The following is a 19027-nucleotide window of genomic DNA, read 5'->3' on the forward strand; positions in this document are numbered from 1 at the left end:
ATTTCCCCTGTATATTTGCTCATCAGGCCGCCCGACACGTGCGGCATCAGTTCCAGGTAATTGTACCGTCAGTCCCCCGGAAGTTCGGCCTTCCCGCCAACGGGCAAGAGCCTTGCTCCGCCGCCAGACCCGAGGGATCCGTACTGGCGAATCAAGGCTACCGTAATCTATTTTAGTTGCCTCCGGTCTTAGCTGCCTCCGGCACGTGTCACTTCTTTTACATTGGCCATAAATGCCGCATGCAGCGCATCCCTGCCCGTCATGCCGGACGCTTCCGCGAGCGCGATATGCTCCTGCATCCGCTTGTAATCCTTCGGAATGACCCGGACGAATTGCTGGCGCACCAATTCCCACCGCGCCAGCAGACGTTCGGCAAGACTGCTGCCGGTGTAGGCCGCATGTCGTTCCAGCATACGGCGAACCTGCTCTTCCTCCGCGTCCGAATCCAGCCTCTCCAGCAGGACCATCTCCAGATTGCAGCGTCCGGCGAAGTCGCGTTCCGGATCAAGCACATAGGCGATGCCGCCGGACATTCCGGCCGCGAAGTTGCGTCCGGTCGGGCCCAGGACGACGACCGTTCCGCCGGTCATATATTCGCAGCCGTGATCGCCAACGCCTTCGACGACCGCTTCGGCGCCGGAGTTGCGCACCGCGAACCGCTCGCCTGCCACACCGCGGATGTACGCCTCGCCGCCGGTTGCGCCGTACAGCGCCGTATTGCCGATGATCACATTGTCCTCCGGCCGGAACGTCGATTTCGCCGGCGGCTGTACGATCAGCTTGCCGCCGGACAGCCCTTTCCCGACATAGTCGTTGCAGTCGCCCATGACGGTCAGCGTCACGCCAGGGGGAACGAATGCGCCGAAGCTCTGCCCTGCCGAACCGTGGAAGCTATACCGGATCGTGTCCTCCGGCAAGCCGGCAGCGCCATGGCGGCGCGTAACCTCGCTGCCGAGCAGCGTGCCGGTCGCCCGATCCTCGTTGCAGATGGCGTATACCCCTTCCACCGGAAGGCGGTGCTCTAGCGCCTGCTTAGCGTGTGGGATCAGTTCCCGTGCATCGAGGGTCGCGGCCAGCTCCCGCTCCTTCCGCTCCGCCATCACTTCCTTGCCAGCCGCGGCGCCGTTCCCAGCGGCACTGGTCGGGCGGTGAAGGAGCGTCGACAAATCCAGATGCCGCAGCTTCTCGTGGCACGTCATATCCATGCCGGCCTGCAGCAGGTCGGTGCGGCCAATCATCTCCTCCAACGAGCGGAAGCCAAGCTCCGCCATCAGCTCCCGCAGCTCCTTGGCGATGAAGCGCATGAAGCGGACGACGTGCTCCGGGTCGCCCTTGAAGTTGTGGCGCAGCTCCGGATTCTGCGTCGCTATCCCGACCGGGCACGTATCAAGCTGGCAGACTCGCATCATCACGCAGCCCAAGGCGACCAGAGGAGCGGTGGAGAAGCCGAACTCCTCGGCCCCGAGCAGCGCGGCGACAGCGACGTCGCGGGCGGTCATCATCTTCCCGTCCGTCTCCAGCACAACGCGCTCCCGCAACCCGTTCAGCAGCAGCGTCTGGTGCGTCTCGGCCAGGCCGAGCTCCCACGGCAGGCCCGCATGGCGGATCGAGCCTTGCGGCGACGCCCCCGTCCCGCCGTCGTAGCCACTGACCAGGATGACATCGGCCTTGCCTTTGGCGACCCCGGCGGCGATCGTGCCGACACCCGCTTCTGACACGAGCTTCACATTGATGCGGGCGTGCGGATTGGCGTTTTTGAGATCGAAGATCAGCTCCGCCAGATCCTCGATCGAATAAATATCATGATGCGGCGGCGGCGAGATGAGTCCGACGCCAGGCGTCGAGCCGCGCACTTCCGCGACCCACGGATACACCTTGCGGCCCGGAAGCTGTCCGCCCTCGCCCGGCTTGGCGCCCTGCGCCATCTTAATCTGAATCTCGTCGGCCTCCACCAAATATTGCGAGTTGACGCCGAACCGTCCGGAAGCGACCTGCTTGATCGCGCTCCGCCGGGAGTCCCCGTTCTCATCCCGCTGGTAGCGCGCCGGGTCCTCGCCCCCTTCTCCTGAATTCGAACGACCGCCGACCCGGTTCATCGCGATGGCCAGACTCTCATGTGCCTCCTTCGAGATCGATCCGAACGACATCGCCCCCGTCTTGAAGCGATGCAAGATGTTCTCCGCAGGCTCCACTTCCTCCAGCGGAACCGCCGGGCCGTTCGGCTTCAGCTCCAATAAGGAACGCAGCGTGGAATGGCGCTCGCCCTCACCCTGCACCCGCTCCGAATAAATCTTGTACTGCGCATAATCGTTGTTGCGGCACGCTTGCTGCAGCGCATGGATCGTGTGAGGATGGAATAGATGCTCCTCCCCGTCCCGCCGCCACTGATACTCCCCGCCGGGATCCAGGGTACGGTCGCGATGCTCGACTGCGGCGAACGCCCGCTCATGCGGAAGCAACGCTTCCCGGGCGACCTCCTCCAGTCCGATTCCCCCGATACGGGACGGCGTTCCGGTAAAGTACTGCTTCACGAGCGCCTGATCGAGACCGACCGCTTCAAAGATTTGTGCCCCGCGGTACGACTGGATCGTCGAGATCCCCATTTTGGACAGCACTTTGACGATCCCTTTGATCGCCGCTTTGCGGTAATTTTTCACGGCCTGCTTCGGCGAGACGCCGGCGAGCAGACCCTCCCGAATCATATCCTCGATCGATTCGAACGCCAGATACGGATTGATCGCGTTTACGCCGTAGCCGAGCAGCAGCGCGAAATGATGCACTTCCCGCGGCTCACCCGATTCCAGCAGCAGGCTCACCTTCGTCCGCGTCCCCTGCCGGATGAGATGGTGGTGCAGGCAGGATACCGCCAGCAGTGCCGGAATAGCCGCTTCCTCCTCGCTGACGCCGCGGTCGGAGAGGATAAGCAGATGATGTCCCTTCCCAACGACTCGATCCGCCGCTTCGCACATCGTATGAAGCGCCTCCCGCAGACCATCTGTTCCCCCAGACGCCGCGAACAGGATCGGCAGTGTAATCGCCCGGAAGCCTGGCAAACGGATATGGCGCAGCTTCGCGAATTGCTCATTCGACAGAATCGGGTTCTCGATTCGAATCTGGCGGCAACTCTCCGGCCCAGGCGCCAGCAGATTCCGCTCCGGACCGATGGTCGTGCCCGTAGCTATCACGATCTCTTCCCGAATCGCATCGATCGGCGGATTGGTGACCTGGGCGAACATCTGCTTGAAATAATTGTACAATCGCTGGGGACGTCGGGACAGCACGGCCAACGGCGCATCATAGCCCATGGAGCCAATCGGCTCCACCCCGCTGGACGCCATCGGCTCCAGCACCTTGCGCAGATCCTCGAACGTGTAGCCGAACGCTTGCTGGCGGCGGCGCACGCTCACATGCTCCGGATCGGGCATGCGCGGCGCATCCGGCACCTCGTCCAGATCGACGAGATGTTCATCCAGCCACTGCTGGTACGGCTGTTCGCCGGCGATGGCAGATTTCACCTCTTCATCGGAGATAATCCGGCCCTGCTCCGTATCGACCAGCAGCATCCGCCCCGGGCGGAGGCGATCCTTGCGGAGCACCTGCTCCGGAGCGATGTCAACGACCCCGGTCTCCGAGGAGAGGATAATGACATCATCCTTCGTCACCCAGTATCGGGAAGGGCGCAGCCCGTTCCGATCGAGAATCGCCCCGATCTGGACCCCGTCGGTGAACGCCATCGCGGCCGGTCCGTCCCACGGCTCCATCAGACAGCTGTGGTACTCATAAAATGCCCGCTTCGCCTCCTCCATCCGCTCGTCATTGGCCCATGGCTCCGGCACCATCATCATGGCGACATGAGGCAGCGGCCGTCCCGCGAGATATAAAAATTCCAAGGCATTGTCGAACATACCCGTATCGGAACCGTCCCCGTGGATAACAGGAAACACTTCTTCCAGTCCGACGCCGAACGCCTCGGATTCAAATTGCTTCTCGCGGGCATTCATCCAATTGACGTTGCCCCGCATCGTATTGATCTCCCCGTTGTGGATCATATAACGGTACGGATGGGCCCGCTCCCAACTCGGGAACGTATTGGTGCTGAAGCGCGAATGGACCAGCGCCAGCGCCGTGTCCAGCGACTCCTCCTGCAAATCCAAATAAAAACGGCCAAGTTGAGCCGTCGTCAGCATCCCTTTGTACACGATCGTACGGCTGGACAGGCTTGCGATATACATCGCGCCATCCCCTATGCCGGACGCATAGCGAATCATGCGCTCCGCGCGCTTGCGGATCACATATAGCTTCCGTTCGAAATCAAGCGGACTTTCCGCTCCCTCCCGCAACGCCTTCCCGCGGCCGATAAAAACTTGCCGGATGCACGGCATCGCTTCAAGGGCGGTGGCCCCCAGTCCGTCCACATTCACTGGCACCGTCCGGAAGCCGAGCAGCATCTGCCCTTCTTCCCCAATCAGCTTGCCGAGAGCCGCTTCCTGTCCGGTACGGATCGATTCATCCGGAGAGAGAAAAAGCATGCCGACGGCATAGTCTCCGGGCGGAGGAAGATCTATTCCTTGAACGGCCATCGCTTGCACGAAAAATGGATGGGGAAGCTGAAGCATAATTCCAGCCCCGTCCCCGGTATTCGGCTCGCTGCCTTGTCCGCCGCGATGCTCCATCCGGACGAGCATGCCCAACGCTTGGCGGACGATATCATAGGATCGCTTGCCCTTGATATGAGCGACAAAGCCCATGCCGCATGCATCTTTTTCGAATTGGGGATCATACAAGCCTTGCTGTGGAGGTAAACCATTCGGCTTCATGAGGGCACCGTCCTTTCCTGATGTAATTGTATTCTGAACATGCGAAATCACATATTTATGCATTTCTATTGTTTCATCATTTTATCATCATGTTTTTTTTAGAGCAATTGAATGTTTTTATGGATTCGATAACTTATTCGGATATCGAGAGATTACGGTTCTATTATCCGTATTTTACACTACACTTGTATATAAGAACGTCCATCGATAACAATCTTATATATTGGTAATTATCATATATAATACTATATTTTATTAATCAATCCATAAGCGTACTCCTAATCATTTCCTGTAGGAATCGAATTTTTATACATAAATCAAAAAAACTGTCCCTTTTTTCGGAAGATACAGTCTGCGGTTCACATTCTGTTTTGGTCTGGGACGCAGATTTGCCCGCCAAATAAGGACGGCCTGCCGCTTCCTAGGAAGCCGACAGGCCGTACATGATTGCTTTATTTCACGCTGACACGCAGCGACGTGCTCTTGCCATCGAAGGTCAGCTTCACGCTGGTCGAGCCTTTCGACACACCCTGAACGCTGCCCCGCTCCACCTTCACATTCGTATTGGATGGTACGAACGTGACAGAGGAAGTGACATCGACGACTTGCCCGGTGTCGTAGATCGCACTCACCTTCCAGTTCTCTTTCTGACCGACAGTCAGCTTCACACTGTTCGGCTCGGCAATCAGCTTCGTCAGCTTCGGTTCCACTGTGACAGGCACTTCCAGCTTCTGTCCCTGGAACTCGCCGACCAGCAGCGTGCTGCCGATAGCGACTCCCTTGACGGATGCGCCTTTCACCGTCGCTACCTTTTCATTGTCAGACTTCCAATCCACCTTGGATCCGAGCGAAACCTTCTTCCCGTTCTTGTAGTAGCCCGTTACCTTGATGCTCTGGCTCTTCTTGACATTCAAGGTGAGCTTCTCCGGTTCAATCTCGAAGCGGACAACCTCTTCTTCAATCGTGACTTTGACCGATATTTTGAGATTCGCATAGGTTCCGTTCAACGTCACCTTGCTTGCCACCAGTCCTTTGAGCTTGCCGTTCACGACGAGCAGATTCGGAGAGCTCGACTCCCACTCCACTTCGGAGGTGATATTCTCCTCGTCCCCGTTCATATAGATGACCGTCACATCCGGAACCAGCTGCTCCCGTCCCGTTACGATATTCATTTCCGCCGTGTTCGTTTGGAGAATGAGCGCTTTGCGCTTTACGGTCACTGCCATCGAAATCGTATGGTCGCGCACAGTCGCGGTCAGGGTAGCCGTTCCCAAGCTCTCCGCCTTCATCTTCTCGTCTTCAATGGAAATGACGCTGGTATTGGAACTCTTCCATTCCGTCAGATCGGATACATCTACGGTGTCTCCTCCCAGTGTAACCGCGCTTACTTTCGGCAGGCTTTGGGATTCTTCCAAATAAATATCCATCTTGCGGATGCCGTCTTTATCTTTATCCTTGTCTTCCTCCGGCCATTTCAGCTTCTCGATCGCCGGAATGACATTCACTTCAATCGATTTGGACAGTCCTTTGTACTTCGCCGTCACGGTCGCTGTGCCGGCTGCCTTGGCATAGACCTGGCCCTTCTCGACCGTCACTGCCATCATATTGCTCGATGTCCATTCCGCGAGATGCGTGACCTCTTCCTGCGTGTCGGCCGAGTTCAGGACGAACGTCTGCACATTCAGCGGCGCGTCGCCCAGAAGCATCGTCTGCTTCTTGTCCGGCGAGATGCGCATCGCCTGGTACGACGGACGAACAACGACCGTGACCGATTTCGTCACGCCCAGATAGGTGGCTGTAATCGTTGCCGTACCAACGCCGATCGGCTTGACGGTACCGTCCTTCACTTCCGCGACGCTGCTGTCGCTTGTCGACCAATCCGCCTTGTCGGTCACATCCTCCAGATCGCCATCCTTCATCTTTGCCTTCGCGATCACGTTGACCGCCTCGTCGCCGAACTCAAATTCAATCAGCTTGTCGGGAGACAATGTCAATTCCTCATACGGAAGCTCGACTTTGATCTTGATTTTGCTGCTCAAGCCTTTATGCTTGACCGTGATTTCGGCTTCGCCCTTATCCTTCAGCGTAAGCTTGCCCTTGTCCACCTCGACAACACTCGTATCGGAAGAACTCCATGAAGCGTCGGTGGTTACATCGTTCTCCGTATTTGCTTCCTGGTCAAAAGCGAATGCCTTCCAGTTCGGATTCATGCCAAGGTAAAGAGTCGTTTCTTTGTCGATATCTACGCCGGTATCTGCGGCACGTATACTCAATTCATCATACATGAGATTGGAGATGACCGTCTTCTTCAAGGTATACCCTTGGTACTTCGCCGTAATCTCCGAGGTCCCCTTGCCGACGCCCTTTACCCAGCCCGCGTCTACCTCGACCGCGCTCGGATTGGAGGAGCTCCATGTCGCCTTACCGGTCACATCCTTTCTTTCTCCATCGATCGTACCGATCAGCTTCAATTGAACGGACTGTCCATCCACCAAGACATGAATCGGTGACACATCAGATTCGAATTGGACATCCGTTACCGTGTCCGCAGCGTTAGCCACTCCATTGATCGGCAGTAAGCCGATCACAAGCGCGAAGACCAACACGACGCTGAGCCACGAAGTTCTTTTCCAAGTTGGGTTCACTCTTTATCTTCTCCCTTCCAGCCTTACCTTTCACTATGTACATTATTATATAACGGACAAAAGACGGTAAAATGTTACCTCATCCCAGAAAAAAATAAGTGTTCCTCCTCGATTTAGGTCTTATTTCCTATACCCATCCACATACGTCTCACAGGGCCGTTCGTCGCATCATCCAACAAAAAAAGCCCTTGGTAGCGGTCATCCGCCGCAACAAAAAAGATATCTGGCCAACAGCCTTGCGGTCGCGGACCAGATATCTCCTCTATTGTAATCGGCAAATTTCACGGCGCAAGCCCTTCCATAAAATGAAGCCGGAAATGGATTTTAATCTCTTCCTTGTCAAGTGGATGATACAGCTTATTCCATTCTGTCGTCAGCGCCTTGTACATCTGCAGCATAACAAAGCTGATAATCCTCGGATTATCCCCCTTCACTTCGCCCTTATCCATGGCGAGACGCACCTGGCGTTCAATATAGGCGAGCAGCTCGCTCTCCAGCTTCTGAAACGCCTCTCGGGCCATTGGCGTGCCCAGGTCGCGGACTTCCTGCGAGAGCTTGATGGCCAGCTCATGGCGGCCCCGGAATTCAAGCACCCGATCAAGGACGCGATACAGATTGTCGAAGAAAGGCTTGTCTTCCTGAATTTCTCGGTCGGCAATTGCTTTCATTTCCATAATCAATTGTTGTAAAATCTCATCAAAGAGTTCTTCCTTGTTCGTGAAGAACGTGTAAATCGTTCCCTTCCCTACCTTGGCGATCTTGGCGACTTGATCCATCGTCGTCGCCTTATAGCCGAACAAAGCAAAGGACTGGGCGGCCGCATCTACGATGAGCTTACGGCGGTCAACGGACATGTACTCCGCCTCCTTCCTCCCGCTGGGAGGCTGATGTGACTGAATGACCATTATAATTTTCCGGTTAACCTCTTTATACTATCGAAAATAGCATATATCCGGCTTGTTTTCAACTTTGACAGCTTCCGCATACTGTTCTTCTATAATATTGTCACCCTATAACGGGTCTGAGATAAAAGAAGTGAAGGTACTCGTCGTGGAAAATCATAGATGGGCGGATGCTGAACTCGCGTATCGGCGCCAGGATGGCCTGCCGCTTCCCAGGAAGCCGACAGGCCGTACATGAACGCCTTATTTCACGCTGATACGCATCGACGTGCTCTTGCCTCCGAAGGTCAGCTTTACGCTGGTCGAGCCTTTGGACACGCCCTTCACTCTGCCCCGCTCCACCTTCACATTTGCATTGGATGGCACGAACGTGACGCTGAAAGTGACATTGACGGCTTCCCCAGTGTCGTAGATCGCCTTTACTTTCCAGTAGGCTTCCTCGCCGACAGTCAGCTTCTCACTGTTCGGTTCGGCAATCAGCTTCATCACCTTCGGCACTACTGTGACAGGCACTTCCAGCTTCTGCCCCTGGAACACGCCGACCAGCATCGTGCTGCCGATAGCGACTCCCTTGACGGACGCGCCTTTCACCATCGCTACCTTTTCATTGCCCGAATACCACTTTACCTTGGATTCGAGCGAAACCTTCTTCCCATTCTTGTAGTAGCCCGTTACCTTGATGCTCTGGCTCTTCTTCAGATTCAAGGTGAGCTGCCCCGGTTCAATCTCGAAGCGGACAAGCTTTTCTTCAACATCTTCAACCGCTTCCTGGCCAATGGTCAGCTTCACACTGTTCGATTCGGCAATCTGCTTCGTCAGCTTCGGCTCCACTATGACAGGCACTTCCAGCTTCTGCCCCTGGAACTCGCCGACCAGCCGCGTACTGCCGATAGCGACTCCCTTGACGGACGTGCCTTTCACCGTCGCTATCTTTTCATTGGCCGACTTCCAATCCACCTTGGATCCGAGCGAAATCTTCTTCCCATTCTTATAGTAGCCCGTTACCTTAATGCGCTGGCTCTTCTTCAAATCCAAGGCGAGCTTCCCCGGTTCAATCTCGAAGCGAACAACCTCTTCTTCAATCGTAACTTTAATCGTAACTTTGACCGATATTTTCACATTGTCATAGGTTCCGATCAACATCGCTGTGCCTGGCACCAGTCCTTTAAGCTTACCGTCCACGACAAGCAGATTCGGAGAGCTCGACTCCCATTTCATTTCGGAGGTGATATTCTCCTCATCCCCGTTCATATAGATGGCCGTTACATCCGGAACCGGCTGCTCCCGTCCCGCTACGATGTTCATTTTGCCCGTGTACGTTTGGAGAATGGGCGCTTTGCGCTTCACGGTCACTTCCATCGAAATGGTATGGTTACGCACGGTCGCGGTCAGGATGGCCGTCCCCCGGCTCTCTGCCTTCATCTTCCCGTCTTCAATGGAAATGACGCCGGTATTGGAGCTCTGCCATTCCGCCAGATCGGATACATCTACGTTTTCTATCCCCAGCCTTAAAATTGCCTCTACCTTCGGCAGACTCTGGGAATCTTCCATATAGATATCCATCTTGCGGATGCCGCCATTATCGGTATTGTCTTCTTCCGGCCAATCTAGCCGCCGCACGTTATCCGCCGAAATAACCTTCACGCTAATTGATTTCGACAGTCCTTTATACTTCGCCGTCACGGTCGCAGTGCCAGCTCTCTTCGCATAGAACTGACCCTGGTGTACCGTCACCGCATGGTTCGATGTCCATTCTGCGAGATGCCATTCCGTGAGATGCGTGACCTCTTCCTGCTCGCCCTCCGAATTCAGAACGAACGTCTGCACATTCAGCGGCTCACTGTCCAGGAACATCGTCTGCTGCTTGTCCGGCGAAATACGCATCGCCTTGTACGACGGACGAACAACGGCCGTGACCGACTTCGTCACGCCCAGATAAGTGGCCGTAATCGTTGCCGTGCCGACACCGATCGGCTTGACGGCGCCGTCCTTCACTTCCACGACATCGCTATCGCTTGTCGACCAATCCGCCTTGTCGGTCACATTCTCCAGATTGCCATCCTTCATCTTCGCCTTTGCGGTCACGTTGATCGCCTTGTCGCCGAACTTAAATTCAATCAGCTTGCCCGGAGACAATGTCAACTCTTTGCATGGAGGCTCGACCTTGATCTTGATGTTGCTGGTCAAGCCTTTATGCTTGACGGTAATCTTGGCCTCACCCTTGTCCTTCAGCGAAAGCTTGCCCTTATCCACCTCGACAACGCTCGGGTTGGAAGATCTCCATGAAGCGTCGGTAGTTACATCGTTCTCTGTATTCCCCGCTTTGTCAAAAGCGAACGCTTTCCAGTCCAGCTTCATGCCAGGGTATAAGTTCATTTCTTTGTCGATATTTACGCCGGTATCTGCTGAACGTATGCCCAATTTTTCATACATATAATTGGGGATAGCCTTCTTCTCCGAGGTTCCCCCTTGGTACTTCTCCGTAATCTCCGGAGTCGTCTTGCTGTCGCCGCTTCCCCAGCCCGCCGATTCATCAGACTCAAACTGGACGTCCGTCCCCCCCCATTCTGCGTTAGCCACTCCATGCAACGGCAGCAAGCCGATCACAAGCGCGCATACCAACATGACGCTGAGCCACGAAGTTCTTTTCCACGTTAGGTTCACTCTTCATCTTCTCCTCTCAAGCTATGTGTTGCACCAAAAATATACAAATCGGCGCTAGCTTTATATACGGATAAAAGACGAAAAAATGTTACCTCAAGGCAGATAAATAGGATAAGCGCCCCCCCCTATTCGGAACTTCCTTCCTATGCCATCTGCCTGTCTCACAGGTCCGTAAGTCGCATCATCCAACAGAAAAAGCCCATGACAGAGGTCATCCGCCGGGCTTGATGGCCAGCCTATGGCGGCACCGGAATTCAAGCACCTGAATCAAGGACACGATACAGATTGTACAAAAAAGGCTTGTCTTCCTAAATTTCTCGGTCGGCAACCCCTTTTATTTCCATAATCAATTGTTGTAAAATCTCATCAAAGAGTTCTACCTTGTTCCTGAAGTGACTGAATGACCATAATAATTTTTCGGTTACCCTCGTTATACTATTATCATGCAGTAAGATGCTTCCTTTTCATTTTCCGGTTATAATGAGAGTAGGTGAGAATATGCGAAAAAAAAGAATTCTTCTGTTATCCGAAGGCTTTGGAACCGGACATACGCAGGCAGCCTATGCATTGTCCGTCGGGATCAGGCAGTTGGCTCCGGAAGTGCAGACCCGCGTCATGGAACTGGGCAAATTTTTGAACCCAACGGTCGCTCCTTTAATTTTTGCAGCCTATCGCAAAACGATCAGCGTGTCTCCGAAGCTGGTCGGCATGCTCTACCGCAAGCAATATAAAAAATCATTGAATCGGGTTACGCAATCGGCGCTGCATCGCATATTCTATACGCAAGCTTCTCATGTCATCAGACAGCTGCGGCCGGATGCCATTGTCTGCACTCATCCGTTTCCCAGTATCGTCGTTTCCCGGTTGAAGCGGGCGGGATTCGACATTCCTTTGTATACGCTGATTACCGATTATGACGCACATGGCACCTGGATCACGCCGGAAGTGAACAAATATCTTGTCTCGGCCTCCGAGGTGGAGCAGAAGCTGCTCCAGCGGGGCATCTCCCCCGAGCAGATTATCGTCTCCGGCATTCCCGTCCATCCGAAGTTCTGGGAGCGCTGCCCGCAAGCAGAGGCCCAGCAGCGGCTCGGCCTGAAGCCGCTCCCGACCGTCATGCTGATGGGCGGAGGCTGGGGCCTCGCCCTGGACGAAGAACTGCTGCGTTATATGTCGAAGTACCGGGATCAGATCCAGCTTCTCCTCTGCATGGGAAGCAATGAGAAGGCGATGCAGCGGATCGAGCAGGACCCGATCTTCTCGCACCCGAATATCCGGATCTTCGGTTATACACAGGAAGTATCGATGCTGATGGACGCTTCCGACCTGCTTATTACGAAGCCGGGAGGCATGACCTGTACGGAAGGGATGATGAAGGGGATTCCTATGATCTTCCATGCGCCGATTCCCGGACAGGAGGAAGAGAACTGCGGCTTCTTCATTGAGCACGGCCTGGGGGAACTGCTGGAATCGAGAGAGACGATCGACCGCTGGTTCAATGATTTGAGTCAACACTATGAGACGCTTCGGAAGAAGCGGCAGCTCGGGCCTTCCCCGGAAATGAAGCCAGACGGCTGCCCGCGCGCCGTCATTGATTTGCTCTAACGCGACATCCGCAATCCTGAATATAAATATAAAGGAATGATTCACTTATGATGTTCACCCCGGTAGGGTTCGCAGGCTACCTTATTATTGGACTGGCACTGCTGTCCAGGACGCTCGGCTGGATAACGAATTCCTTCCTGTTCGCCGCGCTGATCATTGCCGGCTTCTTCTGCTTCGGCATCGTGGAGAACCGTTGGGGACGACGGCACTGGCTTGTCCGGTATCTCGATTACACGCCGCTTATGGTTCTCATCATTGCCTATGTGGCGGCCGGGAACGAGGTTCCCCAATACGTGGCGATTGCGCTGCTGTTCCCGCTCGGCGCCACCAGCTCCTACGGAGCGGTACGCCTCGCGCGCACGAAGAAGTACCGGACAATGCCGGTCATCGACGAGCATAAGAAGGAACCGCCGAAGTTCCAGTGACCCGATGCCATCCCCTCGCTCTGGCATCATACTCGCGTGCGCTAGCATATACCGTGAACGAAAAAAGAGGCCCTTGCGGCCTCTTTTCCTATAGAGATGAAAGGAAATATACGTGCTGATGAAAGCGTTCAGCAAGTGGTGCTAGTCTTACTTCACTACGCTGCCGCCGAATAGGAAGCGGTGCTCCCAAGTGGTGTTAAGTACATTGTCGACCCGTACACCGCCGGAGTTTTTGGAGTACGTATGCAGAATTTTGCCGTCTCCCAAGTAAATCCCCACATGCGTAATTCGCTCCGTGCTCTTGTTGACGCCTTTATAACTGGAGGCCTTGGAGCCTTTATAGGACATGAAGAACATCAGATCACCGCGCTTCAGTTGGCTGATGCTCGTCTTCGCCGTGGAATTGGACTTAATCCAGCTTCCTTGCTGGCGTGAATCCATCGGGAGCACGATACCGAGCGCTTCCTTATAGGCTTGTCTGACGAAGTCGGAGCAATCGAACGTTTTGGTGCTGCTCCGGTTGGAGCCGAATTCGTATGGCGTGCCCAAATATTTTTTTCCGACTTGGATCACTTTCTCAATATTGGCGGCTTGGCTAGACACCGCCGGCGTATTGCTTGTACTGGAATTCGCCACCTGTATGTATTTGCTGCTCGTGCTCATATACCCGGTATTGCCTTTTGAATCCCGAACTTTGTACCAGTAGCTGTTATATTTGCTCAAGATAGTAACTTTCTCGCCTTTTTTCATCAAGCGGATAACCGAAGAGGAAGTAGAAGCTCCTTTGCGCAAATGAACCGAAGCGATAATATTACCCGTCTGATTAGTTGACACTTGCTGCGCTGCCGCGGCTGCATGGGGAACCTCTGCAAATACTTGTCCAGCCATCGTAACCATCAATAATCCTAGCAATAGTTGTTTTTTCATGTCATCCTCCTTGTTGTCCTAACAATGCTGCTATGTGACGTTGCAATGGGATATTGAGTTGTTGTTCATATGAACTCAATGTAAAATAATAGTTTGTTTTCGTAGTTGTCCTAATATTGTTATCACACCCCAAAAACAACTTGTCCTAATTATAAATAAAGCCGGACGCAGGAAACTATCCGACAATCTACTTAAAAATAGACAAAATTGTAACCTCATCTAGTTCAATATACCTATTATTCATAAGAAAAAAGAATATTTTGTAACTACTAACCAAGAAGATGAGGTGTATTACGGAAAATAGATTACATACTGTAGAGGATCGTTTTGATGGTCCGCATGTCTCGGAATTTCATTTCGTGGCCAACGATCATCCCATTTACTGGTTACAAGGGTCGCTATTTTTATTGCCAAAAGGAAATGGGAATATAATCCTGATAAGCCATCCCGGTAACCTAAAAGTAATGTTATCTTTACGCTCTTCTGGCGAAAGCCTCTTTCTAGGCAAAAAACATCCCTCCTTATCAACAAAGCATAGCAAAAAGCTACCCTCTCGGGTAGCTTCCGCAGTTTATCTGATATCTCTACTCCACTTAATCGTCATTTTCTAATTCTTTCTCAACAAAATCTATATACTTTAAAGTATATAGTGTTCCAAAGCCCGTTTCCTGACTCACATACCTAAACGCTTCTTTTTTATTTTTTTCTCTTAATAAGGATTTAACTTTTTCTCTAAGATTTACAAAGGATTTAAGTTCATCATTACTAATCAATACGAGATATAGCTTTTCTTGTACACTTGTTCTTTTTCTTGTTATAAGAACCCATATAAATGCCAATACACTAAGTAAAAACAAACCCATAGCTGAAGACATTTATACACCCCTTTTTTTTAATCAAAACAATCCTTTTTCACCGTGTTAATTTCAGTTAATTCAGCAACTAAAGCTCCCAAAGCAATTAGTACTTTTTCAGTTTTTTGTTCTGCACTACCTGCTCCAAACAATGCTTTAGCTGCCTTTGTTACACCGCCTAAAGACTCTATATATTTCTTTATTTTTGTTATTTTAGCCACAGGAAGAGCATTAGTAACAAGTAACGCACTTATTGCAAGAGAACAATCCCAAGCATTTCTCTTAGATCTGTTTTTAACTTCATTATTATCATTATATGTTGTTACAATGATACCCATACCTCTAAAATAACTGTCTATCTCCTTGGGATTACTTCTTTCAATTAATTCATCTGGCATAGACTCAATAGCTTTTAGAAAAGGAATTATTCTATTAAAATCGTTGCCCAAACCAGATTTTACACTAAATACTTCTCCAAAATTTTGTGACCTCTTTTCAAAATCAAAAATTTTCTCATTTGCATTAACTTTAACACCTAAAGTCTTATCCACTTCTTCCCTTGCAAAAGCAAAATTCCCATTAGATTATAACAAAAAAACTGATGACAACAAAACAAACTTCTTCATGTTATTTCCCCCTATATGAAATATTTACAAGCTAGTATACCATAAAAACTATTTTATATGGTGAATTAATCAAAAAAAACCACATTTATCCTAAAGTATGTCTTCTTCAAACTATAAACGCAGAGTAACAAACCTGCTGCTTCATAGCGACCAAGGCTTCCAGTATACGCACAGGCTATACCAGTTCTACAATCACGAACGTTTTCAATCAAAGCTAAACAATCTTAGACCGGGTGGAGTACCGGACTAAGACTGCTTAAGATTGGTCTTATTAAGGTTGTCTACTTGACGGGGGTAACATCAGATCGCCCGGGCCTTTCCTTTTTCGATAAGCCTTACTTATTGCTCTCTTGCGGATACATCTGCTCGCGTAGCGCCTTGATCTCGTCGCTCTCAAGGTATTCGTCGAACGCCGTCACGCGGTCGATGATGCCACTCGGCGTAATCTCGATGATGCGGTTCGCGATCGTCTGCACGAACTGATGGTCATGCGACGTGAACAGTATCGTGCCGTCGAAGTCGATCAGACCGTTGTTGAGCGCGGTGATGGACTCCAGATCCAAGTGGTTCGTCGGCTCGTCGAGGATGAGCACGTTCGCGCCCGCCATCATCATTTTCGAGAGCATGCAGCGCACCTTCTCGCCCCCGGACAGGACGCTCGCCTTCTTCAAGGCCTCTTCGCCGGAGAACAGCATGCGGCCCAGGAAGCCGCGCAGGAACGTCTCGTCCTGATCCTTCGAATATTGGCGCAGCCAATCGACCAGATTGTATTCCACCCGGTCGAAGTAAGCCGAGTTATCCTTCGGGAAATACGCCTGCGACGTCGTCACCCCCCAGCTGTACGTACCGGCATCCGGCTCCAGCTCGCCCATCAAAAGCTGGAACAGCGTCGTCTTCGCCAGTCCGTTCGGTCCAACAAACGCGATCTTGTCGCCTTTGTTCACGACGAGATGCATATTGTCGAGCAGCTTCTCGCCCTCGACCGTCTTCGTGAGCCCCTCAATTGTAAGCAACTGCTTGCCTGCTTCCCGTTCGGACTTGAAGTTGATGAACGGATATTTCCGGTTCGACGGACGGATGTCGTCGAGTGTAATTTTGTCGAGCATTTTTTTGCGAGCGGTCGCCTGCTTCGACTTGGACGCGTTCGCGCTGAAGCGCTGAATGAACGTCTGCAACTCTTTGATTTTCTCTTCCTTCTTCTTGTTCTGTTCACGCGCCAACTTCAGCGCCAGTTGGCTCGATTCGTACCAGAAATCGTAGTTCCCCGCATACAGTTGGATCTTACCGAAGTCGATATCGGCGATATGCGTGCATACTTTATTCAGGAAGTGGCGATCATGGGATACGACGATGACGGTGCCTTCGTAATCCATAAGGAAATTTTCTAACCAGTTGATCGACTCGAGATCCAGATGGTTCGTCGGCTCGTCAAGCAGCAGGATGTTCGGGTGTCCGAATAGGGCCTGTGCCAGCAGGACGCGGACCTTCTGGTTGCCGTCCAGCTCCGACATCTTGTCGTCGTGGATTTGTTTAGGAATACCTAGCCCGATTAGCAGCTCCGCCGCATCCGCTTCGGCTTCCCAGCCGTTCAACTCGGCGAACTCGCCTTCCAGTTCACCCGCGCGCATGCCATCCTCTTCGCTGAAGTCGGCCTTCGCATAGAGCGCGTCCTTCTCCTTCATTATGCTATACAGCCGCTCATGACCCATAATTACCGTCTCCAGCACCGGAAATTCATCGTATTCATAATGATTCTGCTTCAATACGGACAAGCGATCTCCCGGAGTAATGTGAACCTCCCCGTTGGTAGGCTCGATTTCCCCGGATAATATTTTAAGAAATGTCGATTTACCTGCTCCGTTCGCGCCGATAAGACCATAGCAATTGCCCGGAGTGAACTTGATGTTCACATCCTCGAACAAAGGCCGCTTGCCGTATCGGAGCGTGACGCCGGTTGTACTAATCATGGCATTCCCGTCCTTTAACACGCGATTTATCATTCAAATGATTATTATAGCACACTATTACCGGTAATGCTCGCTTCCTGCGCAATGACACCATCGGCGTGCTTGCGGCGCATGGAAGCCGGGCAAGCGCCACTAGGCGCAGCCGAAGCGGGCCGTCCTTGCGGCCGGCTTCGCCTTCCCGCTCGCTGGACGGGCAGCGCCCTACCGCAAGATCAACAAAGCCATCTGCCCCAGGCGCAGCGCCTTGGGTAAATGGCTTTGTTACATGCCTTACACTTCTATTATCCGCCGCGCCACGTCTCCCCGAGCGCCAGCAGCCTTACCTGCGACTCCTCGAGCTTCCGCCGCATCCGCTCCGCTTCCAGCCGATCGAGCGCTTCCTTCGGCGTGTCGTCGGCTAGCTTGAAAGTACCGTAATGCATCGGGATCATCAGCTTCGCGCCTACATCCTCGAATGCCTGCAGCGCTTCCTCCGGCGTTACATGTTGACGGGACATGAACCATTCCGGCTCATAGGCACCGATAGGCAACAGCGCAACATCGATAACGAACCGGCGGCCAATCTCCCGGAAGCCCCGGAAATATCCGCTGTCCCCGGCGAAATAAACCGTCTCTTTCGCAGGCAGCCTATCTCCCGTCCCCATAGCTTCGTAATCCATCCGTTCCAGCACATATCCGCCCCAGTGAGAGCGGTTCATATCGGAAAGCGTCCGCCGCGTCCAATGCTGGGCCGGCACGAAGGTCACCCGTACGGAACCGATTACGAGATCCTTCCACCATTCCAGCTCCACGGTCTGCGGGAAGCCTTTGCGCACCATTTTCGATCTGAGTCCCCCCGGAACGGCCAGCACCGTGCGCGGTCCCACCAGCTCGCGAAGCGATCCCAAATGAAGATGATCATAATGAGAGTGCGAGATGAGAATGACATCAATCGGCGGCACCTGATCAATCGAAATGCCGGGAGGAGACAATCGCTTCTCCATCGCCATGCTCGCCGCCCATACCGGATCCGTGACGATGTTCAAGCCCCCCATTTGCAGCAGAAAGGTGGAATGCCCGATCCAAGTGATGGATAGACCGCCATCATTGACATGCAGCCGGGCGAGATCCGGATCCACCTGCGGAACGACATAAGAATAATCCTTCTGCTTCAGCCGAACTTTACGCTCAGCGCGCCAACGCCGGAATTGCTTCCATGCTTTTTCTGTCGACACATTGTCCATATTCGTATAATAGCGCTTCATGGCACCACCTCATTCACACACCAAGTATTCGTAAGCCTTCCCGTTCGAACGTGCGGCAGCAAGGAAGGGCCGGGAAAAAAAAGTCCATTCTCATACTAGAATAACAAATCGGTCCGGCGAACTCCAATCCACCCTGTGGCCTAACCGGCCGGTTGGCGTTCTCCAACCGGGTTCGTTGCTCCCGCTTCCGCGCCGCACACCGCCAGGCGCTGTCTGCCTCTATCCTATGCAACGAGCCACAACGCCGTCTATCCTAGCCCGCCAAAAGCAGCGAACGCCCACGGCGGCGGCCTGGTTGCGGCAGGCTGCTGCAGCAAAGCGCCCTTTCTCTATATTTACTCAAAGCGGCCT

General features: G+C 53.0%; 12 protein-coding genes. 3 read left to right on the plus strand and 9 right to left on the minus strand.

Going from position 1 to position 19027, the window contains the following annotated elements:
* Positions 1–188: 188 nt before the first annotated feature.
* The 4 genes from gltB to PPOP_RS15620 all read right to left on the minus strand — a co-directional run bounded on the left by gltB (position 189) and on the right by PPOP_RS15620 (position 11028).
* Complete coding sequence (gene gltB / locus PPOP_RS15605; protein ID WP_006287522.1) at positions 189–4817, minus strand: glutamate synthase large subunit; 4629 nt, start codon at positions 4815–4817, stop codon at positions 189–191.
* Positions 4818–5269: 452 nt separating this feature from the next.
* On the minus strand, positions 5270–7462 hold the full coding sequence (locus PPOP_RS15610) for an Ig-like domain-containing protein (RefSeq protein WP_042229215.1): 2193 nt from the start codon (positions 7460–7462) through the stop codon (positions 5270–5272).
* Positions 7463–7743: 281 nt separating this feature from the next.
* Positions 7744–8316, minus strand: coding sequence for a TetR/AcrR family transcriptional regulator (locus tag PPOP_RS15615; protein WP_006287524.1), 573 nt, complete (start codon positions 8314–8316; stop codon positions 7744–7746).
* A 291-nt stretch (positions 8317–8607) separates the two neighbouring features.
* Entirely contained in the window at positions 8608–11028 is a 2421-nt protein-coding gene (locus PPOP_RS15620; protein ID WP_234399866.1) for an Ig-like domain-containing protein, read from the minus strand.
* A gap of 498 nt (positions 11029–11526) precedes the next feature.
* On the opposite strand from PPOP_RS15620, the gene PPOP_RS15625 reads away from it, so the two are divergent.
* Both PPOP_RS15625 and PPOP_RS15630 read left to right on the plus strand, forming a co-directional pair.
* Positions 11527–12633, plus strand: coding sequence for a UDP-N-acetylglucosamine--LPS N-acetylglucosamine transferase (locus PPOP_RS15625; RefSeq protein ID WP_006287526.1), 1107 nt, complete (start codon positions 11527–11529; stop codon positions 12631–12633).
* Between the two features lie 47 nt (positions 12634–12680).
* Positions 12681–13058: a hypothetical protein gene (locus PPOP_RS15630; RefSeq protein WP_006287527.1), complete on the plus strand. Its 378-nt coding sequence runs from the start codon at positions 12681–12683 to the stop codon at positions 13056–13058.
* A gap of 147 nt (positions 13059–13205) precedes the next feature.
* Here PPOP_RS15630 and PPOP_RS15635 read toward each other — a convergent pair whose 3' ends face one another.
* The 4 genes from PPOP_RS15635 to PPOP_RS15650 all read right to left on the minus strand — a co-directional run bounded on the left by PPOP_RS15635 (position 13206) and on the right by PPOP_RS15650 (position 17432).
* Positions 13206–13985 (minus strand): C40 family peptidase, encoded by a 780-nt coding sequence (locus PPOP_RS15635; protein WP_006287528.1) that lies wholly within the window; start codon positions 13983–13985, stop codon positions 13206–13208.
* A gap of 593 nt (positions 13986–14578) precedes the next feature.
* On the minus strand, positions 14579–14860 hold the full coding sequence (locus PPOP_RS15640; RefSeq protein WP_006287529.1) for an acyl-CoA synthetase: 282 nt from the start codon (positions 14858–14860) through the stop codon (positions 14579–14581).
* A 17-nt stretch (positions 14861–14877) separates the two neighbouring features.
* Positions 14878–15390 (minus strand): hypothetical protein, encoded by a 513-nt coding sequence (locus PPOP_RS15645; RefSeq protein ID WP_006287531.1) that lies wholly within the window; start codon positions 15388–15390, stop codon positions 14878–14880.
* 410 nt (positions 15391–15800) lie between these two features.
* Positions 15801–17432 (minus strand): ABC-F family ATP-binding cassette domain-containing protein, encoded by a 1632-nt coding sequence (locus PPOP_RS15650; RefSeq protein ID WP_006287533.1) that lies wholly within the window; start codon positions 17430–17432, stop codon positions 15801–15803.
* A 111-nt stretch (positions 17433–17543) separates the two neighbouring features.
* On the opposite strand from PPOP_RS15650, the gene PPOP_RS22880 reads away from it, so the two are divergent.
* Complete coding sequence (locus PPOP_RS22880; RefSeq protein ID WP_159101847.1) at positions 17544–17684, plus strand: hypothetical protein; 141 nt, start codon at positions 17544–17546, stop codon at positions 17682–17684.
* A gap of 29 nt (positions 17685–17713) precedes the next feature.
* Here the strand turns inward: PPOP_RS22880 and PPOP_RS15655 are convergent, their stop codons facing one another.
* A complete protein-coding gene (locus tag PPOP_RS15655; protein ID WP_006287534.1) occupies positions 17714–18676 on the minus strand; it encodes an MBL fold metallo-hydrolase in 963 nt (320 codons plus the stop codon).
* Positions 18677–19027: the final 351 nt, after the last annotated feature.

The organism is Paenibacillus popilliae ATCC 14706, assembly GCF_000315235.1.
Lineage (GTDB): Bacteria > Bacillota > Bacilli > Paenibacillales > Paenibacillaceae > Paenibacillus_B > Paenibacillus_B popilliae.

What these genes read in the sequence shown, in the direction of transcription:
- gltB (WP_006287522.1), bottom strand. Translation starts at nt 4,817, where the DNA reads ATGAAGCCGAATGGTTTACCTCCACAGCAAGGCTTGTATGATCCCCAA.
- PPOP_RS15615 (WP_006287524.1), bottom strand. Translation starts at nt 8,316, where the DNA reads ATGTCCGTTGACCGCCGTAAGCTCATCGTAGATGCGGCCGCCCAGTCC.
- PPOP_RS15625 (WP_006287526.1), top strand. Translation starts at nt 11,527, where the DNA reads ATGCGAAAAAAAAGAATTCTTCTGTTATCCGAAGGCTTTGGAACCGGA.
- PPOP_RS15630 (WP_006287527.1), top strand. Translation starts at nt 12,681, where the DNA reads ATGATGTTCACCCCGGTAGGGTTCGCAGGCTACCTTATTATTGGACTG.
- PPOP_RS15635 (WP_006287528.1), bottom strand. Translation starts at nt 13,985, where the DNA reads ATGAAAAAACAACTATTGCTAGGATTATTGATGGTTACGATGGCTGGA.
- PPOP_RS15640 (WP_006287529.1), bottom strand. Translation starts at nt 14,860, where the DNA reads ATGTCTTCAGCTATGGGTTTGTTTTTACTTAGTGTATTGGCATTTATA.
- PPOP_RS15650 (WP_006287533.1), bottom strand. Translation starts at nt 17,432, where the DNA reads ATGATTAGTACAACCGGCGTCACGCTCCGATACGGCAAGCGGCCTTTG.
- PPOP_RS22880 (WP_159101847.1), top strand. Translation starts at nt 17,544, where the DNA reads ATGGAAGCCGGGCAAGCGCCACTAGGCGCAGCCGAAGCGGGCCGTCCT.
- PPOP_RS15655 (WP_006287534.1), bottom strand. Translation starts at nt 18,676, where the DNA reads ATGAAGCGCTATTATACGAATATGGACAATGTGTCGACAGAAAAAGCA.